The sequence below is a fragment of the Actinomycetospora sp. NBC_00405 genome, assembly GCF_036044095.1.
GTDB classification, from domain to species: Bacteria; Actinomycetota; Actinomycetes; order Mycobacteriales; family Pseudonocardiaceae; genus Actinomycetospora; species Actinomycetospora callitridis.
This window is the reverse complement of the sequence record NZ_CP107938.1, coordinates 4,200,238-4,225,264: the sequence shown is the minus strand read 5'-3', so window position 1 is coordinate 4,225,264 and position 25,027 is coordinate 4,200,238. Positions and strand designations below refer to the sequence as shown.

The following is a 25,027-nucleotide window of genomic DNA, read 5'->3' as shown; positions in this document are numbered from 1 at the left end:
GGCCACCACGCCCCGGAGCGCAGGATGACGCCATGACCGCACCCGACGAGACCGATCCGGCGCGGGTCGTCCGCGCCTTCCTCGCCGACCTCGAGCGCCTCGACGTCGACGCCGCCTGTGCGCGCCTGCACCCCGACGTCGTCTACGAGAACGTGTCGCTGCCCCCGGCACGCGGGCGCGAGGCCACCCGCCGGGTGCTCGGCCTGCTCACGAGCCGCGCCACCGGCTTCCGCGCGGAGAACCACCGCGTGGTCGCCGACGGGCCGGTGGTGCTCACCGAGCGGACGGACACCATCGAGATCGGTCGGCTGCGCACCTCGTTCTGGGTGTGCGGCACGTTCGAGGTGCACGACGGGGTGATCACGCTCTGGCGCGACTACTTCGACTGGGCCGCGGTCACCGGTGCGCTGCTCGCGGGGACGGGCCGGGCGCTGGTGTCGCTGCTGCCGGGACGGCGCTGACGCCCGTCGGGTGTACGCCAGATCGCCCCTGGTCACCGTTCCCGGTCGACGCGGACGGCACGCCCGGACGGGTGCATCCACACCGGGTCCGTTCGCGCTAACGTCCGCCGGCGACCAGCACGTTCAGCACCGAGCGGAGGATCGTCATGGCGGGCAAGTTCGAGGTGTACGAGGACAAGGCCGGCAAGTTCCGGTTCCGTCTCAAGGCCAGCAACGGCCAGATCGTCGCGTCCGGCGAGGCCTACGAGACGAAGGCCGCCGCCAAGAAGGGCTGCGAGTCGGTCCAGAAGGCCGCCACCGGCGCGCCCATCGAGGAGAGCGCCTGAGCCGCCGACCCTGAGCCGTCGACCTTGGGCCGAGGACCTGGGCCGGACCACCCGTACGGGTGGTCCGGCCGTGTCACCTTCCCCGGTCGTCGGATAGCCTGGACACACAGCGAGACGGTTGACAGGCCGGCGCAGCCAGGAGGGGCGACCCGTTCCTCCGACCTCCGCCGGGTCGGGTCCCCTGTCCTCCGTCATTCGCGCGGCCCGCACGACCTGCGGCCGCGCGGTCCACGGCCGGGCCACGCTGGACGTTCGTCCACCCCGTCCGTGGTCGTGCTCCGGGGGGAGTGGATGGACGGACAGGCACACCGCACCGACGGTGAGCGACGCGACGCGAGCGAGTACCTCGTGGTGGTGGTCGATCGCAGCGGGCGGTTCCGCGATGCGTACGGGCCCTACGGCCTGACGGCGGCCCATCACGAGGCCGAACGGCGGCGCCACGCCCTGATCGGCGCCGGCGAGTACGCCGCCGATGTGCGGATCGCGCGCCACCACCCGGTGGCGATCCCGCGGCCGCGAGGCCACTGGCGCCTCGGCGAGCCCTGAGCGCCCCGGCGCCGACACGGGCGCCGGGGAGCCACGGGGGCGTCAGGCGATGTGGCGCCCCGAGATGGCACGGGCGATGACGAGCTGCTGGATCTGCTCGGTGCCCTCGAAGATGTCGTAGATCTTCGAGTCGCGGTGCATCCGCTCGACGGGGTGCTCGCGGGAGTAGCCGGCGCCGCCGAGTATCTGGATCGCGCGCTCGGTGGCCCAGACCGCGACGCGGCCGGCCTTGAGCTTCGACATCGATCCCTCGCCGGCCTCGAAGGCCACGCCGTTGCGGCCCATCCAGGCGGCGCGCCAGACGAGCATGCGGGCCGCGTCGATCTCGGTCTTCATGTCCGCGAGCGTGAACGCGATCGACTGGTTGTCGATGATCGGGCGCCCGAACGTCTCGCGGGTCTTCGCGTACTCGAGGGCGTACTCGTAGGCGCCCCGGGCGATCCCGATCGCCTGCGAACCCACCGTCGGGCGCGAGAGCTCGAAGGTCTGCATCGCCGACGAGCCCTTGGACTTCACGCCCTCGCGGGCGCGGGCCAGGCGCTCGTCGAGCTTCTCCTTGCCGCCGAGCAGGCAGGACCCGGGGACCTTGACGTCGTCGAGGAAGACGTCCGCGGTGTGCGACGCGCGCAGGCCCATCTTCTTGATCTTGCGGGTGGACTCGAGGCCCGGGGTGTCCGGCGGGACCACGAACGCCGCCTGGCCGCGCGAGCCCAGCGACGGGTCGACGACGGCCTGCACGACGTGGATGTTGGCGATGCCGCCGTTGGTCGCCCACGCCTTGGCGCCGGTGAGCGTCCACTCGTCCTTGGCCTCGTCGTACACCGCGCGGGTGCGCATCGCCGAGACGTCCGAGCCGGACTCGGGCTCCGAGGAGCAGAACGCCGCCACCTTCACGTCGGCGGCGTCGCCGTAGCACTGGGGGATCCACTCGACCATCTGCTCGGGCGTGCCCGAGGAGAAGATGCCGGCGACGGCGAGGGTGGTGCCGAAGATGGCCATCCCGATGCCGCCGTCGCCCCAGAACAGCTCCTCGTTGACGAGCGGCAGGCTCAGGCCCGTCTCGTCACCCCAGAAGCTGGCCAGGGTCTCGAAGTTGTAGAGCTCGATCTTCGCGGCCTCCTGCAGGACGGGCCACGGGGTCTCCTCGCGCTCGTCCCACTCGGCGGCGGCCGGGCGGATCACCTCGGCGGCGAACCCGTGGGCCCAGTCGCGGAGGTCGTCGTGCTCCTCGGAGAGCTCCATGGAGAAGGTCATCGCGGGACTCCTGTCACGCCGAGGGGATCGTGAACATCTTCTGCAGCGCCGTCGCGAACCCGACGTCGCCCGACACCTTGAGCTTGCGCGTCATGAACAGCGTGATCGGCGACGCGTTGTTCGTGACCACCTTGAGGAACTGCACGCCGTCCATCGAGAGCTCGGTGCGCGGCTCCTCGGCGAGCTCCTCGGACACCTCGCAGGTGCCGTGCTGCATCGCCGTCTGGTAGCTGTCGTCACCCCCGCCGGGGGCGCCGGTGACGTGCCAGTGCACGACCTGGCGCTTCGCGCTCGACCCCTTGGAGGAGTAGAACTCGGCCATCCTGCCGAAGATGGCGTCGAGAACGGGCCGGCGCACCTCCGAGGACATGACGGCCTCGAGCTGGCCCTTGCCCGTGCTCTTCACCAGCCGCGCGAACAGGGAGGGGTCGATGTCCTTCGCACCGCCGCCGGCCAGGCCGTCCCGCAGGGCGCCCACCAGCTCTTCCTCGGAGAGGGACTTGGGGTCGACACTGCGCCCCAGCTCGTTCACGTCGATCTTCTCGGGCACGGTCGACTCCGGCATCGTCGCGGGGTATGCGGTCCCTGCGGTCCCGCCATCGAGCACTACTTTACGCATCGGTAGATTGGATTCGCCAGCGTGACCCCCACCGCACGTCCGGCACGGCAGCGTCTCGCTCCCGAGGTGCGCCGGCGCCAGGTGCTCGACGCCGCCGTCGCGGTGTTCTCGGAGCAGGGGTTCCACGGTGCGTCGATGGACGACGTCGCCGCGCGCGCCGGGCTGTCGAAGCCGATGGTCTACGCCCACGGCGGCAGCAAGGACGAGCTGTTCGCGGCGTGTCTGCAGCGGGAGGCCGAGCGCCTCCTGCGCTCCGTCGAGGCCGCATCATCCGGGGCGGCCACCGAGGACACGTCGAACGACCCCCAGACCCGGCTCTGGCTCGGCCTGCGCGCCTTCTTCCACGCGCTCACCACCCGCCGTGCGGGCTGGACGGTGCTCTATCGGCAGGCGTCGACGGGCGAGTTCGCCGGCGAGGTCGACGCCCTGCGCGGCCGGATCGTCGCGCAGGCCGCCGCCCTCATGGCCGACGGGCTCGGTATGCCGCAGGAGGCCGTGCGCCCGTACGCGCACACCCTGGTCGGGGCGGCCGAGGGGCTCGCGGACTGGTGGCTGACCGGACCCGCGCCGGTGACCGGCGACGACGCCGCGGACGTCCTCGCGGGCATGCTCATGTCCGCGGCCTGGCCGGGGCTGGACGCCCTGCGCTCCGGCCGGGTCTGGAGCCCGCCGCAGGACCCGCGGGGCCGGACGGGCGCGGGACGCGGCATCGGGCCGTATTCCCCCGTCTCGCCCGACGACTAGACACTGATAGAGAGCGCGATCGCGTTCTCTCGCCCCGTCTAGGGCAGGCCGTAGAGAGCCCGAGACGACCCGATCCGCGACACGCCGATCGCGATTTCTCGCGAGGTATCGGGCGGACGCTAGAGAGGTCCATACGCTCGTAGCGCCCAGGCCCGACCCGGAGGTGCGCATGGACCCCGTGCGGAACCCGTACGCCCCCGGCGCGGGCCAGCGCCCGCCGGAGCTGGCCGGCCGCGACCGCGAGCTCGGCGCGTTCGACGTGGTCCTCGAGCGGGTCGCCCGCGGCCGCCCGGAGCGCAGCCTGGTGCTCACGGGCCTGCGCGGGGTCGGCAAGACCGTGCTGCTGGGCGAGCTGCGCTCGATGGCGGTCCGCGCCGGGTGGGGCGCCGGCAAGATCGAGGCGCGGCCGGACGCCGACCTGCGCAGGCCCCTCTCCGCCGCGCTGCACCGCGCGGTGCGCGACCTCGCCGTGCACCACCGCGCCCCCGACCGCGTCGAGGACGCCCTCGGCGTGCTCAAGGCGTTCGCGCTCAAGGCGACGCCGTCGGACGCGAAGATCAAGGACCGCTGGCAGCCCGGCATCGACGTGCCCGTCAAGAACGGGCGGGCGGACTCGGGCGACATCGAGATCGACCTCGTCGAGCTGTTCGGGGTGTGCGCCGAGCTCGCTGCCGACGTCGGCGTCGGCATCGCGCTGCTCATCGACGAGATGCAGGACCTGCAGCTCGACGACGTGTCCGCCCTGTGCGCGGCGTGCCACGAGCTCTCGCAGTCCGGGGCGCCGCTCGTCGTCGTCGGCGCGGGGCTGCCGCACCTGCCGGCCGTGCTGAGCGCGTCCAAGTCCTACTCCGAGCGGCTGTTCCGCTACGTGAACATCGGCCAGCTGGACCGCGCCGACGCCGACCTCGCGCTCACGGTGCCGGCGAAGCGGGAGGACGCCGAGCTCACCGAGGCCGCCCTCGAGGCGCTCTACGAGGTCTCGGGTGGCTACCCCTACTTCGTCCAGGCCTACGGCAAGGCCGCCTGGGACGCGGCGGTGCAGAGCCCGATCGACGCCGACGACGTGCGCATGGCGGCCCCGGAGGCCGGTACCGAGCTCGCCGTCGGCTTCTTCGGCTCGCGCTACGAGCGCGCGACCCCGGCCGAGCGCGAGTACCTGCAGGGCATGGCCGAGCTGGCCGAGGGCCGCGACGAGCCCGTGACCACGGCCGCGCTGGCCCAGCACCTCGCCCGCAAGCCCTCGTCGCTGTCCCCGGCGCGCGACAGTCTGCTGCGCAAGGGCCTGGTGTTCTCCGCCGAGCGCGGCTGGATCGCGTTCACCGTCCCGCACTTCGGCCGCTTCCTGCTGGGCCGCGACTGAGGTCGGACTAGCCCGGACGAGTGAACTGTCGCAGTCGCGGTAACGCGCCCTCCCCCTCCGCCGACACACCCGATGAGCCCCGTGGCGCTGCCGGACCCCCGACCTGGCAGGGCCACGGGGCCTTCCTCGTTCCGGGCCCGTTCCCCCGTCAGGCCCGCGTGAGGTCTCCGCGGCCCTGACCCGAGAGGCAATCCGGGCGCCCCGTACGATCCCGACGTGTCGGATCCCAGGCTGGAGATCCAGATGCTTCACGACCGCGTGATGGTCGCGCCCGCCCAGGGCGACGGCGAGCGACGCAGCAGCGGGGGCATCGTGATCCCGGCGACCGCTCAGACGCCCAAGAAGCTCGTGTGGGGCGACGTGTACGGAACGGGCCAGCACGTCCGCAGTGTCGCGGTGGGGGATCGCGTGCTCTACGGCCAGGACGACCACTTCGAGGTCGACGTGGCCGGGCGCTCCTTCGTCGTGCTCCGAGAGCGCGACCTGCACGCCGTCGCGAGCGCGACGACCGAGTCGACGAGAAGTTCGAGCGGAACGGGGCTGTATCTGTGACCTCACCCGGGGGCCGCACACCCGAGGAGACGACCGTCGACCCCGCCGTCGACGATCGCCATCGGGACGCCGAGGACGTCGACGCCACGGCCGACACCGACGGGTCGGGGCTCGACGAGCCGACGCGGTCGATGCCCCCGGAGCGCGCGGCGGAGACCGACGCCGAGCGCACCGAGTGGATCCCCGTCAGCGACGACCGGCCGACGGGCCCCCAGGGGCCACCACCCCGGGGTCACGGTGCCCACGAGGCCGGCGACGACTCCTCCGGCGGCGGCCGACGCCGCCCCCTGCTCATCGGTGCGGCCGTGGTCGGGCTGCTCGCCGTGCTCTACGTCGGCGACCTGCTGATCTCCTCGACCGACGTGCCCCGCGGGGTCGCCGTCGCCGGGGTCGAGATCGGCGGCATGGGCAAGCCCGAGGCCGAGCAGGCGCTCAACACCCAGCTCGCGGGCCGGCTCACCCAGCCCGTGAGGCTGCAGGCCGGGTCGAGCACCGCCACGATCGACCCACGTGCCGCGGGCCTCGAGCTCGACGTCGAGGGCACCATCGCCCGCGCGGGCGAGCAGCCGTTCAACCCCTGGACGCGCCTCACCTCGTTGTTCGGCACCCGCGACGTGGCCCCGGTGACGCGGGTCAACGGGTTCGCGCTGGGCCAGGCGCTCGACGGGGTCCGCCCGCAGCTCGACCGCCCCGCCAGCGAGGGGACGATCCGCTTCGAGAACCTCGAGCCGATCGCCGTTCAGTCCGTGCCCGGCCAGGTCGTCGACGGCGCGGTCGCCGCCCAGGCCGTCATCGAGCACTGGCTCGACCCGACCCCCGTCGGTCTCCCGATCGTCGAGGCCCCGGTCACGGTGACGCCCGCCGCCATCCAGGAGGCGCTCGACACCGTCGCCCGTCCCGCCGTCGCCGGTCCGCTGACCGTCGTCGGCGACGGGAAGAACGCGACGGTCACCAGCCGCGCGATCACCACCTTCCTGACCTTCCGTCCCGACGGGCAGGGCGGCCTCACGCCCGGCGTCGACGAGCCCGCCGCGATCGCGGCCGTCGAGCCGCAGCTCGGCACCACCGAGACCGAGTCGCGCGACGCCACCCTCGAGTTCGGTGGCACGACGGCGACCGTCGTGCCGGCCGTCGTCGGCCGCGAGATCGACTGGCCGCGGACCTTCGACGGGATCGTGGAGGCGCTGCGCCGCCCGGACGACGGGACCACCCCGCCGATCTTCACCCCGCCGCCGGTGACGCCCGGCGCCGAGCCGGCGTCCCCGCCGCCCGCCACCGGACGCGCGATCAACGCCGTCTACACGACGACGCAGCCGGAGGTGACCACCGAGTCGCTGCAGGCCCTGGGCCCCGCCACGCTCGTCGGGGAGTTCACCACGCGGGGCTTCAAGCCCGACTCGGGGCAGAACATCCGGCGGATCGCCGAGATCGTCAACGGCAAGATCATCGAACCGAACTCCGTGTTCAGCCTCAACCAGGCCGCGAGCCCCCGCAACGAGGCGAACGGCTTCGTCCCCGCCGGGATCATCGACGACGGCGCCCCGGGCCGCGGCGTCGGCGGCGGCGTCTCCCAGTTCGCGACGACGCTCTTCAACGCGGGCTACCTCGCGGGGCTCGACGACGTCGAGCACAAGGAGCACAGCTACTACATCAGCCGCTACCCGGCGGGCCGCGAGGCGACCGTCTTCGAGGGCTCGATCGACCTGCGGCTCGGCAACGACGGGCCCACGCCGGTGTACATCCGCACCCAGTGGACCCCGTCGTCGATCACGGTGCAGCTCTACGGCATCAAGCGCTTCGAGGTGACCTCGGAGCCCGGGCCGCGGGTGAACCCGACCCCGCCCGGGGTGCGCGACCTCGGCGCCAACCCGGAGTGCAAGCCCTCCCAGGGCTCGGAGGGCTTCACGATCACCGACACCCGGGTGCTGCGCGACGTCCGGACCGGCGAGGTCCGTCGCGAGCCCCGCACGGTGCGCTACGAGCCCCAGCCCACCGTCACCTGCAACGGCCAGTGACCGCCTCCGGATCGACGGGCTCGGCGGGCTCGGGGTCGACCGAATCTCGCTCGGCCGGTGACGCGGCGTCCGACGCCGCGTCCCGCGCCGCCGATCGCGCTCGCGGCGAACTGGCCGGGCTCGGGCGCTCGGGGGAGGGCGAGGCACCGAGCCGCGCGGTCGAGCTGCTCGGACGCGTCGGCCTCGTGGGCTACGGGCTCGTGCACGTGCTCATCGGGGTGATCGCGGCGCAGATCGCGCTCACCGGCGGCGGGCAGGCCGACCAGCAGGGCGCCCTGACCGCGATCGCCGCCGAGCCTTTCGGGTTCGTGGTCCTCGTGGTCGTCGTCGCCGGGCTCGTCGCGTTCGGGGTGTGGCAGGGACTCGCAGCCGTCACCGGCTTCCGCTGGGCGTCGGGCTGGGAGCGCACGCAGCGCCGGATCGGTGCCGGCGCCAAGGCGCTCGGGGTGCTAACGGTGGCCCTCATCGGCCTGCGCCTGCTCGTCACCGGCTCGTCCGGGTCGAGCAGCGGTGGCTCGCAGCAGGCCACTGCCGGGCTGCTCGCGCTGCCCGCGGGCCAGGTCCTCGTGGGCGTGGTGGGCCTGATCGTCCTCGTGGTCGCCGGCGCCACCGCGTGGGCGGGGATCACGGCCGACTTCGCCGAGGACCTCGACTGGTCGCGGCTGCCCGCGCAGCTGCGGCGACCGGTGCGCTGGCTGGGGATCGCCGGGCACGTCCTGCGCGCCGTCGCCTTCGCCGTGATGGGCGTGCTCTTCGGCGTCGCCGCGATCCGGGCCGACCCGTCCTGGGCCGGGGGCCTGGACGGGGCGCTCAAGACCCTGGCGGGCCAGCCCTACGGGCCGCTGCTCCTGCTCGTCGTCGCGCTGGGCTTCGTCGCGTTCGGCCTCTTCTGCGGCGCCGAGGCCTGGGCCCGCCGCGTGTGACCTCCGGTCACCGACACCGCTCCCGCAGCGCGATCGCGTCGAACGGCGCGTGCACCTTGACGTCGTTGTCGAAGTAGACGACGACGTCACGCCCCGCCGGAGCGGGTGGCGGCGGGTCGTCGGGCGCCACCGTGTCCGCGGACGTCGGGGCCCCGCCGGCGGCCCAGGCGCGGATCGTCGCGGCCCACCGGTCGAGCGCGTCGGGGGTGTAGCCGCTGGCGTAGAGCTCGGTGTCGCCGTGGAGGCGGACGTAGACGAGGTCGGCCGTGACGTCGTCGAGGCACGGGAAGGTGCCGGCGGTGTCCGCGACCACGAGCGCGACGCCGTACCGGCGCAGCTGGGCGACGAAGCCCGGGTCGCGGAAGCTCGCGTGCCGGACCTCCATCGCGTGCCGCAGCGGACGGTCCTCGTCGGTGGTGGTCGCGGGCTCGGGGACCTTGTCGGTGTGCCCCGCGGCCAGCGCCGCGGCCTCGGCGGTGGTGCGCGGCAGCAGCCGCAGGAAGTCCTCGATGCGCTCGGGGTGGTAGCCCAGGTTCGGCGGCAGCTGCCACAGGACCGGACCGAGCTTGGGACCGAGGGCCAGCGGACCGGAGGCGAAGAAGTTCGCGAGCGCCTCCTCGACGCCGCGCAGCTTCTTCATGTGCGTGACGAAGCGCCCGCCCTTGACCGCGAACACGAAGTCGTCGGGCGTGCGCTCCGCCCACGTCCGGTAGCTCGAGGCGCGCTGGAGGCTGTAGAAGGAGCCGTTGATCTCGACGGTGTCGAGGCGCTCGGCGAGGAACTCCAGCTCACGACGCTGGACGAGACCCTTCGGGTAGAACACCCCGCGCCACGGCGGGTAGATCCATCCCGAGGTCCCGATGCGTGTCCGCACGTGAGTGTTCCGGGTCGTCATGACGACCCGGAACACTCACACGGCGACGCCATCAGAGCGAGGCGACGTCGAGCTCCATGATCGAGTTCTCGGCGGCCTCGACGATCGTGCGGCGGGAGCTGAGCTCGGGCAGCACGTTGCGGGCGAAGAACCGCGCGACGGCGATCTTGCCCTCGTAGAAGTTCTGGTCGCGCCCCGCGGTGCCGGCGTCGAGCACCTCGCCCGCCACCTCGGCCTGCCGCAGGAGCAGCCAGCCGATGAGCATGTCGCCCACGCTCATCAGGAAGCGGACCGCGTGCTGGCCGACCTTGTAGAGGTTGGTGACGTCCTCCTGCGAGGAGGTCAGGTAGCCGACCATGCTGCCGAGCATCGCCTGGACATCGCCCAGCGCCGAGGCGAGCAGCGCGCGCTCCTCCTTGAGCCGCCCGTTCCCGCCCTCGGCGTCGAGGAACGCCTGGACCTGGCCGGCGACGTGCATCAGCGCCTGGCCGTTGTCCCGGACGATCTTGCGGAAGAAGAAGTCCTGCGCCTGGATCGCCGTGGTGCCCTCGTACAGCGAGTCGATCTTGGCGTCGCGGATGTACTGCTCGATCGGGTAGTCCTGCAGGTAGCCCGAGCCCCCGAGGGTCTGCAGCGACTGGATCAGCTGCTCGGACGCCCGCTCGGAGCCGACGCCCTTGACGATGGGCAGCAGCAGGTCGTTGACCTTCTCCGCGAGGGTGATGTCCTCGGCGGAGACCGCACCCCTCTCGGCCTCCGGGGCCTCGCCGAAGCGGACGACGTCCTGGTAGGTCGACGTGAACGTGTAGACGGCGCGCAGGCCCTCGGCGTACGCCTTCTGCAGCATCAGGCTGCGGCGTACGTCCGGGTGATTGGTGATCGCCACGCGCGGCGCGGTCTTGTCCGTCTGGCGCGTGAGGTCCGCGCCCTGGATGCGCTCCTTCGCGTACTCCAGCGCTCGCAGGTAGCCCGTCGAGAGCGTGCCGATGGCCTTGGTGCCGACCATCATCCGGGCGTACTCGATGACCTGGAACATCTGCGCGATGCCGTCGTGGACCTCGCCGAGCAGCCAGCCGGTGGCCGGGACCCCGTTGCCGCCGAAGGTGACCTCGCAGGTCGCCGAGGCGTTGAGACCCATCTTGTGCTCGACGTTCGTGACGAAGGCGCCGTTGCGCTCGCCCGGCTCGCCGGTCTCGGGGTCGAAGTGGAACTTGGGGACGAGGAACAGCGACAGGCCCTTGGTGCCGGCCCGCGCGCCCTCGGGGCGGGCGAGCACCAGGTGCATGATGTTCTCGTTGAGGTCGCCGGCGTCGCCCGAGGTGATGAAGCGCTTGACGCCCTCGATCGACCAGGTGCCGTCGCCGTTGTCGCGGGCCTTGGTGCGGCCGGCGCCCACGTCGGAGCCCGCGTCCGGCTCGGTGAGCACCATGGTGGCGCCCCAGCCGCGGTCGACCATGAGCTGCGCCCAGTGCTTCTGCTGCTCGGTGCCGTTGCGGTAGACGACCGAGGCGAAGTTCGGGCCCGCCATGTACATGAAGACCGGCGCGTTGGCGCCGAGGATCATCTCGCCGGCGGCCCACTGGACGGTGGGCGGGACGCCCATGCCGCCGATCTCGTTGTCGGCCGAGAGCCGCCACCACTCGCCGTCCCACAGCGTGTGGAACGACTTCTTGATGCCCTCGTCGAGGTGGGCGGTGTGGGTCTGCGGGTCGAAGCGCACCGGGTTGCGGTCGCCGGACTCGTAGGAGTCGGCCAGCGGCCCCTCCGCCATCGCCGCCACCTCGCCCAGCAGGGCGCGGGCGGTCTCCTCGTCGGCGTCCGCGAAGGGCCCGGAACCGAAGCGGTCCTGGACGCGGAAGACCTCGAAGAGGTTGAACTCGATGTCGCGGACGTTCGCCCTGTAGTGGCCCATCCCGCCTCGCTCCTGTTCACCACGTGGTGTGCGGTCGGCGTCTCTACCGGCCGGTAACCGCAGAGTATTACTCCGGGGTAACCCTGTCGAGATCGGCTTCGGCGCGTCCACCGTGGGAGACTCGCGCGCAGCGTCCCGGACGGAGGAGCGGTGGCAGGCGACGGGCGACGAGGGCGGCGATCGTTCGACCTCCGGACCTGGCTCGCCGGCGTCGACCCCGGCCTGACGCGCCTGCGCCTCGCGGCGATCGCCGTCACGTCCATGATCGCCGCGGTCGCGGTGGTGGCCGTCCTGCGCGCGCTGCTCGACCCGTCCGAGCCGGTCACGGTCCTGCTGTTCACCGGCGTGCTGGCGATGGTCTCGAACCTCGCCGTCAACGAGCCCACCCTGCCGCGGCGGCGCACGACCACCGCGCTCCTGATCCTGCCCGCGGCGGCGAGCACCGTGGCCGGGGCGTTCGTGGCGCCCTACCCGATCGCGTCCGCGGTCTCGTTCGTCGTCGTCATGGTGGTCGCGGTCTGGGTCCGCCGCTACGGGCCGCGCGGCTTCGCGCTCGGCATGGCCGCCTTCATGCCCTTCTTCTTCACCCAGTTCCTCAAGGTCGCGCCCGCGCAGGTGCCCTGGCTGCTGGTCGCGGTGGTCGTGGGCGTCGCGTCGACGCTGCTGCTGCGCGGGGTCGTCTTCGCCGAGCGTCCCGCCCGGACGCTGCGGCGGATGGTGACGGCCTTCCGGGCGCGCGCCCACGCGCTGGTCGGCGAGATCGACGACGTGCTGGTGGAGCTGCCGCGCGAGGGCCCGGACGAGGGCGACCTCGAGAGCGTCCGCAAGGCCCGCGCGCGGCTGCAGGAGGTGGCCCTGCTCGTCGAGGACGCCCTCGAGCAGACCACCGCCGGGCGCGTCTGGCCGGGCCTCGACGACGACACGCTCGCGCTGCGGGTCGCGGACGCGGAGCTCGCCCTCGAGCGCCTCTCGGTGGTCGTGCGACGCCTGGCGCTGCCGCCCGCCGACGGCCCGCCCGAGCCTCTCGACCCGGTCGTCGTCGCGGCGCTGCGCACCGGCGTGGGCCACCTGCGCACCGCGCTGGGGGCCGGCACCGACCAGGCGACGATCCTCGAGGCGGCCGCGGACGCCCGTGCCGCGGTGGCCGGGCTCGTCGCCGACACCCGCGCGGGCGGGGAGCGCGTGCAGCGCACCGCCTTCGCCATCCGACGGGTGGCCGACGCGATCCACCACGCGCAGCTCGACGCCCCGTCGCCCGCCTCGGCGCCGGGGCCGCGGGAGGCAGGGACGCCGGTGGGCGGTACCCCCGGGGGCGCCCCGTCGCCGGACGGGCTCGCCGACCGGCCGGAGCCGGAGAGCGCGGTCGACATGCCGGAGCGCCGCCCCGCCGAGGACGACGTGCGACCCGAGGAGGAGCCGCCGCGCCCCGCGGGCGGGATCGCCGTCACGACGCGCCAGGCCGTGCAGGTCGGGGTGGCCGCGACGCTCGCGATCGTCGTCAGCGAGTCGATCGCGCCGCAACGCTGGTACTGGGCGGTGATCGCCGCGTTCGTCGTCTTCGCCGGCACCAACAGCCGCGGCGACCTGCTCACGCGGGGCTGGGGCCGGGTCGTGGGCACGATCGGCGGGGTGGTCGCCGGCATGGGGCTCGCCGCGCTGGTGGGCGACGACCAGGTGCTGTCGCTCGTGCTGCTGTTCGTCGGCGTCTTCCTCGCCCTCTACCTGGTGCGCATCTCGCCGGCGATGCTCGCGTTCTGGATCACCGCGGTGCTCGCGCTGGTGTACGGCCTCATCGGCCAGTTCAGCGTCGAGGTGCTCCTGCTGCGGATCGAGGAGACCGCGATCGGGGCGGCCGCGAGCGTCGTCGCCGCCTTCCTCGTGCTGCCGCGGGGGACGCGCGCGGCGTTCGGGGAGGCGGTCAGCGAGCTCGTCGACGCGATCGACCAGGTGCTCGCCGACGCCACCGACCGGCTGGTGGGCCGCCCGACCACGACCTCCCGACGGGAGGGCGTGCGGGCGATGGACGACGCGCTGGTGACCCTGCGCCAGCGCGCCCAGCCGCTGGCCGTCCCGCTCGCCCGCCGGCGGGCGCGGTCGAGCTACCAGCGGGGCCTGCGGGTGCTGGTGGTGTGCGACGTCTACGCGCGCTCGCTGGCGCGCAGCGCCGACCACATCACCGACCCGAGCTGGGCCGCGACGCTCGTGCCGGCCTCGGAGCAGGTGCGGGCGAACCTCGACGGGCTGCGCGACGTCCTCGTGCGTGGGAAGCGCGCCTCGGACGGCGGGCAGGTCCGGGCCCGCTCCGCCGAGCGCCTCGTCGACGCCGCAGAGGAGCACGCTGCCCGGTCCGCCGACGATCCCCACCGGCGTACGGCGATGCTCGGGGTGGCCCGTCTCCTGCGCCGCATCGACCAGGCGGTCGTCGGGCTGGCCGTCGATCTGGGTGCCGCCGAGGACCTCGACAGCGACGACGGAGATCAGTCGCCCAGCACCGCCGCCAGCGCGGGGGTGGCGAACACCCGGTCCGGGTCGTAGTCGTCGCGCACCCGCCGGAAGTCGGACAGGCGCGGGTAGGCGCGGGCGGTGTCCTCGGCGGTCCAGTCGGAGCGCGACGCCCAGTGCGGGCGCCCGCCGTGCGCGCGCAGCACCCGGCAGGCCCGCTCGAGCACCGGGGCGTGATCGGTGCCGCGCGGCACCCGCACGGCCACCCAGGCCGTCGGCCGGTCGTGCGCGGGGTGCAGCCAGCCGGACTCGGGCGCGCCGACGCGCAGGCGGACGGGGAGCCCGACCTCGAGGTGGTCGTCGGCGAGCGCGGCGAACAGCTCCCGGGCGCCCTCGGCGAGCGCCGCCCGGGGCAGCGCCCACTCGGTCTGCTCGTAGCGGACCGCGGGCGGGCTGGACAGCACCCGGTACATCGGGCCGGTGGCCGAGACCCGGCGCGCGAGCCGCGAGACCGCGCGGTTGAACCGCGGGACGAGACGGGGCAGGGCGCGCTCGACGACCACCGCGCCCCCGAGCGCGGTGCGTCCGGTGGCGCCGGCCACGGTGACCCCGAGGCTGCGCTCGGGCTCCTCGGTCTCCGCGTCCTCGTCGGTGTCCCCGGTGTCGGTGCGCTCGGGCAGCGGCTCGGCCCAGCGGGTCAGCGCCGTGCCCGCCGACGGGAACACCGCGGCCTCCGCCACCGGGTGCTCCGTCCAGAACGCCGGGTCGAGGACCTCGTCGACGGGCCGCGGCGCGCGCGTCACCCGGACCCGGCCGGCCGGGACGACGGCGAGCTCCGCCTCGACCACGATGCCCAGCGCGCCCAGCGAGGTGCGGGCGCCATCGAGGTCGGCGACGGTCACGTCCCGCAGGCGACCCCGGCCGTCGACGAGACGCAGCCCCGCCACGGCCGCGGACAGCGAGCCGTGCGCGGCCCCGCTGCCGTGCATGCCGACGGCCAGCGCGCCCCCGACGGTCGGGGCGGCGAGCTCGAGCGGCGCCTCGAGCGCGAGGTCACGGGACGCGAGCTCCTCGTGCAGCTCGCCGACCGTCGTGCCGGCGCGGACGCGGACCGTCGGCCGGCCGGGGCGTCCGCCGATCCCGGTGACCCCGCGGAACGCGGAGAGGTCGACATGGACGCCGTCGGTGACCGCGAGCGCGCTGAAGGAGTGCCCGGCGCCGATCGGCCGGACGGTCTGGCCCCGCTCCGCCGCGCGCCGCACCACCGCCGACACGCCGCTGTCGTCGAGCGGGCGCACCGTCGCGGTCGGCCGGCACTGCTGGCCTCCGGACCAGTTCGTCCACACGGACGCCACCCTAGGGGCTCGACGCGGGCGGGATCCGCCCGCGCGGGCGACCGCCGTCTCCGGCGGTCCCCGTGGCGGTCCACACGGACCCGTCGCTGCGCTCGCCCGAATCAGGCCGCGAACTTGCCGATCGCGACGTCCACGCTGTCGGTGAGGGTCTGGCGCACCTTGTCGCCGGTGCCCTCGGTCTGGTCGGTGAGGTCGCTCGTCTTCTCGGCGATCTTGCGGGCGGCTCGGCGACCGCGCCAGCCGAGCGACGGCTTCCCCTCGGTGTCCACCGCGGCCAGGATCAGGCCGCCGAGGATGCTGAGGTTCTTGAGGAACTGCTGCTGGTCGGCCGCCTTCTCCGCCGGGTCGGACTTCTCCCAGAACGGGTGACCCGCGACGGTGGTCGGCACCAGGGTGCCGGCCAGGGCCAGCGACGCCAGCCGCGGGAACTTGTTGACGGCCAGCAGCACCCCGGCCCCGATCTTGACGCCGGCGTCGATCTTGACCAGCTGGTGGGGCTCGGACGGGACCTGGTCCGGCAGGCTCGGCGCGGCCTTCTCCAGCAGCGGGGTGGCCTTCTGCACCCGCGGCTCGGGGTTGAGCAGGGTGTCGACCCCGCCCTTGATGAAGATGGCGGCCAGCAGGGGCCGGGCGAGACGACGGATGAGCACGGAAGCGACCTCCACGGGGCGCGACGACGACGGCGGGACCGGGCACGCCGGAGGACCGACGGGTCCGCGCGGGTGCCGCAGCATAGCTCCGGCCGTTGCTGCCCTACGGGCGGCGTCCGCCCGGAGCGCCGGGCCGCCCGTGACGGACGACCCGACGGACCGGTACCCGTCGGCGGCGTCAGCGACGCAGCGCGTGCCGCCCCGACCGGGTCTCCTCGCGGCGCCAGGTGTGACGCCCGCCCTCGCGCTCCGCGTCCTCGCGGGTCCCGTGGTCACTGCCCATCGGGCGGCGCCGGCGCTCGGCGCGGCGGCGCAGCTCGTCCTCCGGGTTCTCCGCGGCCTCGGGGGCCGGCGGCGGGGGCACGGTCGGCACGTCGCGCAGACCGCGTCCGTGGTGCTGTGCCCACTCCTCGTCCTGGATCGGCAGCGCGCCGGATCCGGGATGCGGCTCCGGGACGTGCACCGCGTCCCGGTCGCGCTCGCGCCACGACGGCCGCGGGATGTTCCGCGACCGGTCGACGCTCAGCTCGTGGAAGATCGGCGTCGGGTCGTCCCCGAGCGTCGTCAGCGCCCGGTCCCCGACTGGCCGCTCCGTGCGCCGCTCTGCGCGCCGCTCCGTCCGTCGCTGGTCGACGACGGGGGCGCTCCCGGCCCCGCCGGCATAGCCCCGCAGCGCACCCGTGCCGGCCCCCGGCCGGTCGAGCGGCGAGGGCTCTTCCCACACCCACGTGTTGTTCCCGTCCAGTCGCCACCCGCCGGCTCCGCCGAGCGCTCCTCCGGACCCCAGGTCGTCACGCCACACCCACACTTCGACCTCCCCGACTACTGATCCTTCGGCCCGTCCGCCGTGGCCGCCGAACGGCCGAATGACGTCGAGCATCTGGCTTCCTCAACGGCAGCACCTGGAGAGGACTTGGGGCCCGGATCCCGCCGACACGGCCATTCGCCCGCGACACGCCGATGGATCCCCCGGCCGGGTGTCACTCCCTGGAGTGCCGCGGGGTTTCAGGAGGGGTCCGATTCGCATGGAGTCGGACGGACGTCGCACGGCAGCCGCCCGCCACCCGTGCTCCGACACTGCGGCCGGGGCGTGCAGGCACCACGATCGACCTCGTGCGATGCGTGGTGACCGGAGCGACGGGCTACATCGGCGGGCGCCTCGCCCCACGCCTGGCGGCGGAGGGCCACGAGGTGCGCTGCGTCGTGCGCGACCCCGCGAAGATGCGCGACACCCCGTGGGCGCAGCAGGTGGAGATCGTCGCGGGCGACGTCCTCGACGAGGAGTCGATGCGCCGTGCCTGCGAGGGCGCCGACGTCCTGTACTACCTCGTGCACTCGCTCTCCGAGCACGGCTTCGCCGCGGTCGACCGCCGCGCCGCGCTGATCAGCGCGCAGGCCGCCCGCGAGGCCGGCGTGTCGCGGATCGTCTACCTCGGCGGCATGCACCCCGAGGGCGTCGAGCTCTCGGAGCACCTCGCGTCGCGCGCCGAGGTCGGCGAGACCTTCCTGCGCTCGGGTGTCCCGACCGTCATCCTGCAGGCGGCGGTGATCCTCGGGTCGGGGTCGGCGAGCTTCGAGATGCTGCGCTACCTCACCGAGCGCCTGCCGGTGATGCTCACGCCGTCGTGGGTGCACCACCGCGTCCAGCCCATCGCCATCCGCGACGTCCTGCACTACCTGGTCAAGGCGGTGACGCTGCCGCCCGAGATCAACCGGACGTTCGACATCGGCGGACCCGACGTCCTGACCTACCTGGAGATGATGGAGGGCTTCGCCGAGGTCGCGGAGCTGCCGCGACGGACGATGCTGCCGGTCCCCGTGCTGACCCCGCGCCTGTCGTCGCACTGGGTCAACCTCGTGACCCCGGTGCCCCGCTCGACGGCCGTGCCCCTCATCGACTCGCTCGTGCACGAGGTCGTCGCGGCCGAGCACGACATCGACCGGTTCGTCGCGCCGCCCGAGGCCGGGCTCACCGGCTTCCACCGCGCCGTCGCCCTGGCGCTGCAGCGGGTCAGCTCCGGCCAGGTGGAGACGCGCTGGTCGGGCGCGAACGCGACGTACGCGCCGTCGGACCCGTTGCCGTCGGACCCCGCGTGGGCGGGCGGCACCGTCTACACCGACAGCCGCGAGCGCCACGCGTCCGCGTCGGCCGAGCACGTGTGGCACGTCGTCACCGGCATCGGCGGCGAGCGCGGCTGGTACTCGTTCCCGCTGGGCTGGTGGGCGCGCGGCGTCATGGACCGGCTCGTCGGCGGGGTCGGGCTGCGCCGTGGCCGTCGGGACGCCGACTCGCTCAAGGTCGGCGACGCCCTGGACTGGTGGCGTGTCGAGGAGTGCGTCGACGAGGGGGTCTCACGTCTCGACCCCGACGAGACCGCGCTGGCCCCGGGCGAGCGGCTGCTGCGCCTGCGCGCGGAGATGAAGGCGCCGGGCCTCGCGTGGCTCGAGCTGCGGGTCGCCCCCACCGAGGACGGCTCCCTCTATCGGCAGCGCGCGATCTTCTTCCCGCACGGGCTCGCCGGCCACGCATACTGGTACGTCATCGCCCCGTTCCACGCCCTGGTCTTCGGCGGCATGGAGCGACGCATCGTGGGCGCCGCCGAGCGTGTGGAGCGCGGCGAGGACCCGGAGCCCCCGACCGGCGTCGTGGCCCGTCTGCGTGACCGGCGCTCGCGCCGCGACGCCGAGCGCGCCCGCCCCGTGCTGCACACGGGGACCTGACGCGCCCGGCCCGGCGACGTCAGGAGCCGGCGGCGTCCAGCGTCGCGACGGTGTCGCGGTCGAGCTCGAGGGTCGCGGCCCCGCAGTTCTCCACGAGGTGCTCCAGCGAGCTGGTGCCCGGGATGGGCAGCATCACCGAGCTGCGCTGCAGCAGCCACGCCAGCGCGACCTGCGCCGGCGTCGCACCCAGGGCGTCGGCGGCACGCGCCGCGGCGTGGCCCGGCTCGGCGAGCTTGCCGGCGTCGGCCGGGGCCCACGGGATGAACCCGATGCCGTGCGCGGTGCAGTGGCGCAGCACGTCGTCCGAGGAGCGGTCGACCAGGTTGTAGCGGTTCTGCACCGAGGCGACGTCGACGATGCGCCCGGCCGCCTCGATCTCCGCGACGGAGACCTGGCTCAGGCCGACCTCGCGGACCTTGCCCTCGCGCTGCAGGTCGGCGAGCAGGCCGAACTGCTCGTCGGCGGCGACGTGCGGGTCGATGCGGTGGAGCTGGAAGAGGTCGAGGGTCTCCACGCCGAGGCGGCGCAGGCTCATCTCGGCCTCCTGGCGCAGGTAGTCCGGGCGCCCGCAGGGGATCCAGCGGTTCGGTCCGGTGCGCAGCAGGCCCGCCTTGGTGGCCACGGTGATCCCGCGGTACGGGTACAGCGCCTCCCGGATGAGCTCCTCGCTGACGTAGGGCCCGTAGGAGTCCGCGGTGTCGACGAAGTCGACGCCGAGCTCGACCGCCCGCCGCAGGACCGCAACCGCGTTCTCCGGGTCCTTGGGGGGTCCCCAGATGCCCTCGCCGGTCAGGCGCATGGCGCCGTACCCGAGGCGACGCACCCGCAGGTCGTCGCCGAGCGTGAACTCTCCGGAAGCAGACACGGGGCCCGTCTCGACAGCGGTGTCGTCGGTCATGTGCTCACCCTTTCCGGCCGTGTTCTTGTCCAGCCGTGACCACCAGCGTGGCATCCCCGGCCGCCGCGTGTCGGGGCGCGTGTCCGATGTCCCATCCACAGGGCGCAGACGTCCCCGATCGGATCACGTCGTGGGCATCCACCGGGCCGTCAGCGCGAGCCCCTCGGCGATCCCCCGGGGTGCGAACCCCAGCGCCCGGGCGCGGTCGTCACGCACCCGGTAGCCCCCGATACGGCCGTAGACCACCGACCGGCCGGCGAAGGGCGGCGCGCCCTCCGGCAGCTCCGAGCCCTGGGGGAGAGCACGGACCCGGTGCTCGCTGCCGGCCGCCCCGCAGTAGGTGTCGAGCACCTCCGGGAACGAGGCGACCTCCCCGCACAGGACGTGGCGACGGCCGGTCTCCCCGCGGTCGTGGACGAGGAGCTGGCCCATCGCGACGTCCTCGGCGAGCACCCAGCCGACGCGGGCGTCGACGATGTCGCCGACCGCCCCCCGGGCCGCGGCCGCGAGGAGCTGGTTGTAGCTCAGGGGCCCGCGCGGCGAGGGGCCGTACACGTTGACGACGGTCGCGACGACGGCGTCGATGCCGCCGGCGCCCGCCGCGTCGAGCACGACCTCGTCCGCCTCGGCCTTCGTCGTCGAGTACGGGTCGGTCAGCGCGGTGCCCCCGGCGGCGTCCTCGTCGATGACGCAGCCGGGACCGTCGGGATCCGGCACGCAGATCGCCGCGCTGGTCGAGGTGTGCACCAGCCGGCGCACCCCGGCGCGCCGGACGGCGTCGACCACCCGCGCGGTGCCGCCGACGTTGAGCTCGTGCGCCTCGGGACCCGGTGCGCCCACCGCGGCGGCGAGGTGGAAGACGCTCTCGCAGCCGTCCATCGCGCGCACCAGGGCCTCGCCGTCGGCGAGGTCGGCGGGCACCCGTTCCACGCCGTCGGGCAGGACGTCCGCGCGCGCCGGGTCGCGCACGACGGCGCGCACCGCATGACCCCGCGCGTGCAGCAGCGCGACCACGGCCGACCCGACGAAGCCCGTGGCGCCCGTGACGAGGAACATCGCCGCATCGTGACACGGACCGCGCCCGGATCCACCAGCACGGACGACCGGCCACGGGAGGCCTGGCTGATGACCCCTGACGCGACGACCGCCCGCGTCGTCCTCACCACCACCGACTCCGCCGACGAGGCGGAACGTCTGTCCCGCGTGCTCGTCGACGCCCGGCTCGCGGCCTGCGTGCAGATCGCCGGGCCGGTGCGGAGCGTGTTCCGGTGGGAGGGCGCCGTGTCGGTCGAGGAGGAGTGGCAGCTCTGGCTCAAGACCGACCTCGCGCGCGTCGACGACCTCAGCGCCCGGCTCGTCGCCGAGCACACCTACGACGTGCCCGAGGTGCTCGTCCTGCCCGTCGTCGGCGGGCACGGGCCGTATCTGGCGTGGGTGACGCAGGAGACGGAGCGGAGCGGAGTCGACCCGTGACGCAGGAGACCGCGCGATCGGGAGCCGCTGACGGTTAGCCTCGAACAACGATGTCGTCGCCGGGGGTCGCTGCGCGCCCGGCGGCGCTGCGCCGTGGCGACCCGGGCTTCCGCCCGATCGCGGTCGGCCTGTTCTGCGCGGGCTTCACGACGTTCGCGCTGCTCTACGCGACCCAGCCGCTGCTGCCCGCGCTCGTCGGCGCCTACGGCATCACGCCCGGCGCGGCGTCGCTGTCGATCTCGGTCAGCACGGCCGCGCTCGCGGTCGGCGTCATCCCCGCGAGCGCCCTGTCGGAACGCTGGGGCCGCCGTCCGGTGATGGTCGGCTCGCTGGCCGCCGCCGTCGTGTTCGGTCTCGCCGCTGCCGTCGTGCCCGGGTTCGCGCCGCTGCTGGTGCTCCGCGGGCTCGAGGGGCTCGCGCTGGCCGGGCTCCCCGCGGTCGGGATGGCCTACCTCGCCGACGAGATCGACGGTGAGCACCTCGGCGGCGCGATGGGCCTCTACATCGCGGGCAACTCGGTCGGCGGCTTCGGCGGGCGGATCATCGTCAGCGCGATCGCCGACCTCACCGGGTCGTGGCGCTGGGCCCTCGGCGGGATCGCGCTGGTGTCGGGCGCCTTCCTCGTCGCATTCGTGCTGGTGCTGCCCGCCTCACGCCGCTTCCGACCGCGCCCCGTCGGCGTGGGGGAGCTGCTCGGCGCCGCCCGTACCCACCTCCGCGACCCCGTGCTGCGTCGCTTCTACGCCGTCGGCCTGCTCGCCATGGGCGTGTTCGTCTGCGCCTACAACTACGTGACGTTCCTGCTGCTCGGCCCGCCGTTCCGGTTGCCCGCGCTCGTCGTCGGCCTCGTCTTCGTGCTCTACGCGGTCGGCACCGCCACCTCGACCCGCGCCGGCCGCCTCGCCGACCGTCTGGGCCCCCGGCCCGTCCTCCTCGGGGCGGCCGGGGTGGCCGGCCTCGGCGCCGCCGCGATGCTGACGACGTGGCTGGGCGTCGTGGTCGTCGGCCTCGCCCTGCTGACCGTCGGCTTCTTCGCCGCGCACACCGTCGCCAGCGCCTGGGTCGGCCGCCGCGCCGAGCACGGCCGCGCCGTCGCCTCGGGCCTGTACCTCGGCGCCTTCTACGTCGGCTCGTCGGTCGGCGGGACGCTCGGCGGCGTCGCCTACGGCGTCGCGGGGTGGCCCGCGACCATCGGCTTCGTGCTCGTGCTGCTGGCCCTGCTGGCGGCCGTGGTGTGGCCGCTGCGCGCCGACCGTCTGGCCTCTCCCGCCTAGCCCCGTGCGATGTCGCTGAAGCGGCTGTAGTGCAGCTGGTGGGCGACGGTGATGGTGGCCGTCGGGCCGTTGCGGTGCTTGGCGAGGATCAGGTCGGCCTCGCCGGCACGCGGGTCGTCGCGCTCGAAGGCGTCGGGACGGCTGATCAGCATGACCATGTCGGCGTCCTGCTCCAGCGACCCCGACTCGCGGAGGTCCGAGAGCATCGGCTTCTTGTCGGTGCGCTGCTCGGGGCCACGGTTGAGCTGGCTGATCGCGACCAGCGGGACCTCGAGCTCCTTGGCCAGCAGCTTGAGCTGACGCGAGAACTCCGAGACCTCCTGCTGGCGGGACTCGACCTTCTTGCCCGAGGTCATCAGCTGCATGTAGTCGAGGATGATCAGCTTCAGGTCGTGGCGCTGCTTGAGGCGCCGCGCCTTCGCCCGGATCTCCATGATCGTCATGTTGGGGGAGTCGTCGATGAACATCGGCGCCTCGCTGATCTCGCTCATCCGCCGGGCGAGGCGCGTCCAGTCGTCGTCGGTCATCGACCCGGAGCGCATGTCGGCCAGACGGATCTTCGCCTCGGCCGACAGCAGGCGCATGACGATCTCGGTGCGGCTCATCTCGAGCGAGAAGAACGCGGAGGTGAGGCCGTGCTTGATGCTCGCCGAGCGAGCGAAATCCATTCCCAGCGTGGAGTTGTGCGTCGGCACCATCGAGGAGCCCGCGAGGTAGAGGTGCTCGGTGTTGTCGACCTCCACGCAGCGAACCGGCACCGATGTCGTCCGGCGGACGTCGACCACGTACCGGACCCCGGCGCGGGTGGCGTCCTTCCCTCTCTGCCGCTCCTTGTGGGCGAGGCGCTTGCGCTCGAGCCGGAAGACTTCCTCGGTGGTCGAGAACGTCACGAGGTAGGCGGTGCTCGTGCTCTCGGTGCGACCCCGGACCCTCTTGGTGACGGTCGAGCAACGGAGCCCGAGGCTCGCGACCAGCTCGGCGACGTCGGCCGCCAGTCTCGCGTTGGTGACGGCGAACTGGAGCACACCTGTTGGAAGGACGGTTCCATCGGTGTCGAGGAGCCCGGCCAGGAGAGCTCGGCGCTGCCCCTCGGACGCCCGGAGGTACTCCACGGGGATGTGCTTGTCCCCGAGCACGCCGAGAGCGCGGAGCCGGGCCTGCACCGTGCCGTGGTGGTCACGACACGCCTGGCACCGCACGAGGCCGCACGAGGGGCCTCCGCAGTCCTGGCACGTGGGGGCCGGAACCGGCGCGGAGACGAAGCGGGCGCGCCCGCCGCAGGACCGGCCGCAGGTGCGGACCTGGGTTGTCGCAGGCCGGAAGAGCGCCCCGCAGACGACACACGGACGTTCTGCCCGCTCAGGGTCGGCCGGGAGCCGCAGTCCGTACCGGAGAGGACCGACCAGCGGCGCCTCGAGCCCCTCGGCCTCGACGTGCGCGGCGATCTCCGGGTCGGCGCTCGTGAACGACGCGGAGGCGGACGTGCCGTCACCCAGCCAGACGCCGAGGGCGTAGGGCGGAACGGCGAGGTCGCGCGCAGGCAACTGCAGCGGCGCGGCGACCGCCACCGAATGGTTGATCCGACGGTCTGCCGTTTCGCAGCGCAGCGTTGTGGCGATCTCTCCGGTCGTGCGTACCCGCGGGGGAACGTGCGCGGACCGGCGGGACGCCCTCGTGTCCGTGAGCCACTGGTGCTGTTCATCGGCCACGATCACGGTGCCGTCCGAGAACTCGACCTCGAAGCAGGGACGCCCGACCATGACCTCGGTGGCCGCCACGACGCGTGTCGGTCGGCCGGACGCGTCCAGGAGAACGTCGCCCACGCGGACCGATTCCATGGTCGTCCAGCCGTCGGGCGTCGCCAGCGGTGTGTCCAGAGCGAGTGCCTTCCCGATCCCCGGACGGGCCGCCACGATGATCATCTGGCCCGCGTGCAGACCGTTGGTGACGTCGTCGAGGTCGGTGAAGCCGGTGGGCACGCCGAAGGACACACCACCGCGCGAGGCGATGGCGTCGATCTCGTCCATCGTCGGCTGGAGGACGTCCTCGAGGGCCACGTAGTCCTCGGTGACCCGGCGGTCGGTGACCTCGTAGACGGCGGCCTGGGCGCGGTCGACGACGTCGTCGGTGTCCGCGCCCTCGGAGCCGTGGTAGCCGAGCTGCACGATGCGCGTGCCCGCCTCGACGAGGCGACGCAGGATCGCGCGGTCGGCGACGATCTCGGCGTAGTAGCCGGCGTTGGCGGCCGTGGGCACCGCCGCGATGAGGGTGTGCAGGTACGGCGCCCCGCCGATGCGCAGGAGCTCACCCCGGCGCTCGAGCTCGGCGGAGACGGTGACGGGGTCGGCGGGCTCCCCGCGGCCGTAGAGGTCGAGCACGCACTCGTAGACCGTCTGGTGGGCCGGACGGTAGAAGTCGTCGGGCTTGAGCATCTCGATGACGTCGGCGATGGCGTCCTTGCTGAGCAGGATCGCGCCGAGCACCGACTGTTCGGCGGGGAGGTCCTGGGGCGGCTGCCGGTCGAACTCGGTGGGCGCAGCCCCCTGTCGGTCCCCACCCCGTCCGGACGTCCCCCGATCGTCCAGTACCGCCACGTCGGTCCCCTCCCTCGCCTCGGACGCGTACCCG

22 protein-coding genes are annotated in these 25,027 nt (G+C 73.8%); 12 read left to right on the top strand and 10 right to left on the bottom strand.

The window, feature by feature from the left end:
- The first annotated feature begins 32 nt into the window (after positions 1 to 32).
- The 3 genes from OG774_RS20860 to OG774_RS20850 all read left to right on the top strand — a co-directional run bounded on the left by OG774_RS20860 (position 33) and on the right by OG774_RS20850 (position 1,333).
- Positions 33 to 461, top strand: coding sequence for a limonene-1,2-epoxide hydrolase family protein (locus OG774_RS20860; protein WP_328303932.1), 429 nt, complete (start codon positions 33 to 35; stop codon positions 459 to 461).
- A 146-nt stretch (positions 462 to 607) separates the two neighbouring features.
- On the top strand, positions 608 to 787 hold the full coding sequence (locus OG774_RS20855; RefSeq protein WP_274197748.1) for a YegP family protein: 180 nt from the start codon (positions 608 to 610) through the stop codon (positions 785 to 787).
- 291 nt (positions 788 to 1,078) lie between these two features.
- Positions 1,079 to 1,333: a hypothetical protein gene (locus OG774_RS20850; protein WP_328303929.1), complete on the top strand. Its 255-nt coding sequence runs from the start codon at positions 1,079 to 1,081 to the stop codon at positions 1,331 to 1,333.
- A 42-nt stretch (positions 1,334 to 1,375) separates the two neighbouring features.
- Here OG774_RS20850 and OG774_RS20845 read toward each other — a convergent pair whose 3' ends face one another.
- Together OG774_RS20845 and OG774_RS20840 are read right to left on the bottom strand one after the other, a co-directional pair.
- Positions 1,376 to 2,587 carry an acyl-CoA dehydrogenase family protein gene (locus OG774_RS20845; RefSeq protein ID WP_328303927.1) on the bottom strand — a complete coding sequence of 404 codons (1,212 nt, stop codon included), beginning with the start codon at positions 2,585 to 2,587 and terminating at the stop codon, positions 1,376 to 1,378.
- 13 nt (positions 2,588 to 2,600) lie between these two features.
- A complete protein-coding gene (locus tag OG774_RS20840) occupies positions 2,601 to 3,152 on the bottom strand; it encodes an SCP2 sterol-binding domain-containing protein (protein ID WP_328303925.1) in 552 nt (183 codons plus the stop codon).
- Between the two features lie 75 nt (positions 3,153 to 3,227).
- Between OG774_RS20840 and OG774_RS20835 the strand changes: the two genes are divergently transcribed.
- The 5 genes from OG774_RS20835 to OG774_RS20815 all read left to right on the top strand — a co-directional run bounded on the left by OG774_RS20835 (position 3,228) and on the right by OG774_RS20815 (position 8,800).
- A complete protein-coding gene (locus OG774_RS20835; RefSeq protein WP_328303923.1) occupies positions 3,228 to 3,950 on the top strand; it encodes a TetR/AcrR family transcriptional regulator in 723 nt (240 codons plus the stop codon).
- 169 nt (positions 3,951 to 4,119) lie between these two features.
- Positions 4,120 to 5,310: an ATP-binding protein gene (locus tag OG774_RS20830; RefSeq protein WP_328303921.1), complete on the top strand. Its 1,191-nt coding sequence runs from the start codon at positions 4,120 to 4,122 to the stop codon at positions 5,308 to 5,310.
- 216 nt (positions 5,311 to 5,526) lie between these two features.
- Positions 5,527 to 5,862 (top strand): GroES family chaperonin, encoded by a 336-nt coding sequence (locus OG774_RS20825; protein ID WP_328303919.1) that lies wholly within the window; start codon positions 5,527 to 5,529, stop codon positions 5,860 to 5,862.
- Positions 5,859 to 7,877 (top strand): VanW family protein, encoded by a 2,019-nt coding sequence (locus OG774_RS20820; protein WP_328303917.1) that lies wholly within the window; start codon positions 5,859 to 5,861, stop codon positions 7,875 to 7,877. The genes OG774_RS20825 and OG774_RS20820 overlap by 4 nt, the downstream gene beginning before the upstream one ends.
- The gene (locus OG774_RS20815) at positions 7,874 to 8,800 is read left to right on the top strand and encodes a DUF1206 domain-containing protein (RefSeq protein ID WP_328303915.1); all 927 of its coding nucleotides are present in this window, start codon (positions 7,874 to 7,876) and stop codon (positions 8,798 to 8,800) included. Before OG774_RS20820 ends, OG774_RS20815 begins: the two co-directional genes overlap by 4 nt.
- Positions 8,801 to 8,807: 7 nt before the next feature.
- On the opposite strand, the gene OG774_RS20810 is transcribed toward OG774_RS20815, so the two are convergent.
- Together OG774_RS20810 and OG774_RS20805 are read right to left on the bottom strand one after the other, a co-directional pair.
- A complete protein-coding gene (locus OG774_RS20810) occupies positions 8,808 to 9,695 on the bottom strand; it encodes a DUF72 domain-containing protein (RefSeq protein WP_328303913.1) in 888 nt (295 codons plus the stop codon).
- Between the two features lie 31 nt (positions 9,696 to 9,726).
- Positions 9,727 to 11,586: an acyl-CoA dehydrogenase gene (locus OG774_RS20805; protein WP_328303911.1), complete on the bottom strand. Its 1,860-nt coding sequence runs from the start codon at positions 11,584 to 11,586 to the stop codon at positions 9,727 to 9,729.
- A 150-nt stretch (positions 11,587 to 11,736) separates the two neighbouring features.
- Between OG774_RS20805 and OG774_RS20800 the strand changes: the two genes are divergently transcribed.
- Complete coding sequence (locus OG774_RS20800) at positions 11,737 to 14,121, top strand: FUSC family protein (protein WP_328303909.1); 2,385 nt, start codon at positions 11,737 to 11,739, stop codon at positions 14,119 to 14,121.
- On the opposite strand, the gene OG774_RS20795 is transcribed toward OG774_RS20800, so the two are convergent.
- The 3 genes from OG774_RS20795 to OG774_RS20785 form a co-directional block, all read right to left on the bottom strand.
- The gene (locus OG774_RS20795; protein WP_328303907.1) at positions 14,064 to 15,374 is read right to left on the bottom strand and encodes a D-arabinono-1,4-lactone oxidase; all 1,311 of its coding nucleotides are present in this window, start codon (positions 15,372 to 15,374) and stop codon (positions 14,064 to 14,066) included. The two genes, OG774_RS20800 and OG774_RS20795, sit on opposite strands and share 58 nt — an antisense overlap.
- 110 nt (positions 15,375 to 15,484) lie before the next feature.
- Positions 15,485 to 16,033: a DoxX family protein gene (locus OG774_RS20790; protein ID WP_274192150.1), complete on the bottom strand. Its 549-nt coding sequence runs from the start codon at positions 16,031 to 16,033 to the stop codon at positions 15,485 to 15,487.
- A 178-nt stretch (positions 16,034 to 16,211) separates the two neighbouring features.
- The gene (locus OG774_RS20785; protein ID WP_328303904.1) at positions 16,212 to 16,913 is read right to left on the bottom strand and encodes a hypothetical protein; all 702 of its coding nucleotides are present in this window, start codon (positions 16,911 to 16,913) and stop codon (positions 16,212 to 16,214) included.
- Positions 16,914 to 17,146: 233 nt separating this feature from the next.
- Here OG774_RS20785 and OG774_RS20780 point away from each other — a divergent pair, with 233 nt between their 5' ends.
- Positions 17,147 to 18,754: an SDR family oxidoreductase gene (locus tag OG774_RS20780; protein ID WP_328303902.1), complete on the top strand. Its 1,608-nt coding sequence runs from the start codon at positions 17,147 to 17,149 to the stop codon at positions 18,752 to 18,754.
- A 19-nt stretch (positions 18,755 to 18,773) separates the two neighbouring features.
- On the opposite strand, the gene OG774_RS20775 is transcribed toward OG774_RS20780, so the two are convergent.
- Positions 18,774 to 19,652 carry an aldo/keto reductase gene (locus tag OG774_RS20775; RefSeq protein ID WP_328303900.1) on the bottom strand — a complete coding sequence of 293 codons (879 nt, stop codon included), beginning with the start codon at positions 19,650 to 19,652 and terminating at the stop codon, positions 18,774 to 18,776.
- A 123-nt stretch (positions 19,653 to 19,775) separates the two neighbouring features.
- On the bottom strand, positions 19,776 to 20,708 hold the full coding sequence (locus tag OG774_RS20770) for an NAD-dependent epimerase/dehydratase family protein (protein ID WP_328303898.1): 933 nt from the start codon (positions 20,706 to 20,708) through the stop codon (positions 19,776 to 19,778).
- Between the two features lie 69 nt (positions 20,709 to 20,777).
- On the opposite strand from OG774_RS20770, the gene cutA reads away from it, so the two are divergent.
- Entirely contained in the window at positions 20,778 to 21,125 is a 348-nt protein-coding gene (cutA, locus tag OG774_RS20765) for a divalent-cation tolerance protein CutA (protein WP_328303896.1), read from the top strand.
- Positions 21,126 to 21,175: 50 nt separating this feature from the next.
- Positions 21,176 to 22,399 (top strand): MFS transporter, encoded by a 1,224-nt coding sequence (locus OG774_RS20760; protein WP_328303894.1) that lies wholly within the window; start codon positions 21,176 to 21,178, stop codon positions 22,397 to 22,399.
- Here OG774_RS20760 and dnaB read toward each other — a convergent pair.
- On the bottom strand, positions 22,396 to 24,993 hold the full coding sequence (dnaB, locus tag OG774_RS20755) for a replicative DNA helicase (RefSeq protein WP_442873898.1): 2,598 nt from the start codon (positions 24,991 to 24,993) through the stop codon (positions 22,396 to 22,398). The two genes, OG774_RS20760 and dnaB, sit on opposite strands and share 4 nt — an antisense overlap.
- Between the last annotated feature and the right edge of the window lie 34 nt (positions 24,994 to 25,027).

Excerpts from the sequence above, each read along its gene's own strand:
- OG774_RS20860 (WP_328303932.1), top strand. The coding sequence starts at position 33 with ATGACCGCACCCGACGAGACCGATCCGGCGCGGGTCGTCCGCGCCTTC.
- OG774_RS20855 (WP_274197748.1), top strand. The coding sequence starts at position 608 with ATGGCGGGCAAGTTCGAGGTGTACGAGGACAAGGCCGGCAAGTTCCGG.
- OG774_RS20850 (WP_328303929.1), top strand. The coding sequence starts at position 1,079 with ATGGACGGACAGGCACACCGCACCGACGGTGAGCGACGCGACGCGAGC.
- OG774_RS20845 (WP_328303927.1), bottom strand. The coding sequence starts at position 2,587 with ATGACCTTCTCCATGGAGCTCTCCGAGGAGCACGACGACCTCCGCGAC.
- OG774_RS20840 (WP_328303925.1), bottom strand. The coding sequence starts at position 3,152 with ATGCCGGAGTCGACCGTGCCCGAGAAGATCGACGTGAACGAGCTGGGG.
- OG774_RS20830 (WP_328303921.1), top strand. The coding sequence starts at position 4,120 with ATGGACCCCGTGCGGAACCCGTACGCCCCCGGCGCGGGCCAGCGCCCG.
- OG774_RS20810 (WP_328303913.1), bottom strand. The coding sequence starts at position 9,695 with ATGACGACCCGGAACACTCACGTGCGGACACGCATCGGGACCTCGGGA.
- OG774_RS20805 (WP_328303911.1), bottom strand. The coding sequence starts at position 11,586 with ATGGGCCACTACAGGGCGAACGTCCGCGACATCGAGTTCAACCTCTTC.
- OG774_RS20785 (WP_328303904.1), bottom strand. The coding sequence starts at position 16,913 with ATGCTCGACGTCATTCGGCCGTTCGGCGGCCACGGCGGACGGGCCGAA.
- OG774_RS20775 (WP_328303900.1), bottom strand. The coding sequence starts at position 19,652 with ATGACCGACGACACCGCTGTCGAGACGGGCCCCGTGTCTGCTTCCGGA.
- OG774_RS20770 (WP_328303898.1), bottom strand. The coding sequence starts at position 20,708 with ATGTTCCTCGTCACGGGCGCCACGGGCTTCGTCGGGTCGGCCGTGGTC.
- cutA (WP_328303896.1), top strand. The coding sequence starts at position 20,778 with ATGACCCCTGACGCGACGACCGCCCGCGTCGTCCTCACCACCACCGAC.
- OG774_RS20760 (WP_328303894.1), top strand. The coding sequence starts at position 21,176 with ATGTCGTCGCCGGGGGTCGCTGCGCGCCCGGCGGCGCTGCGCCGTGGC.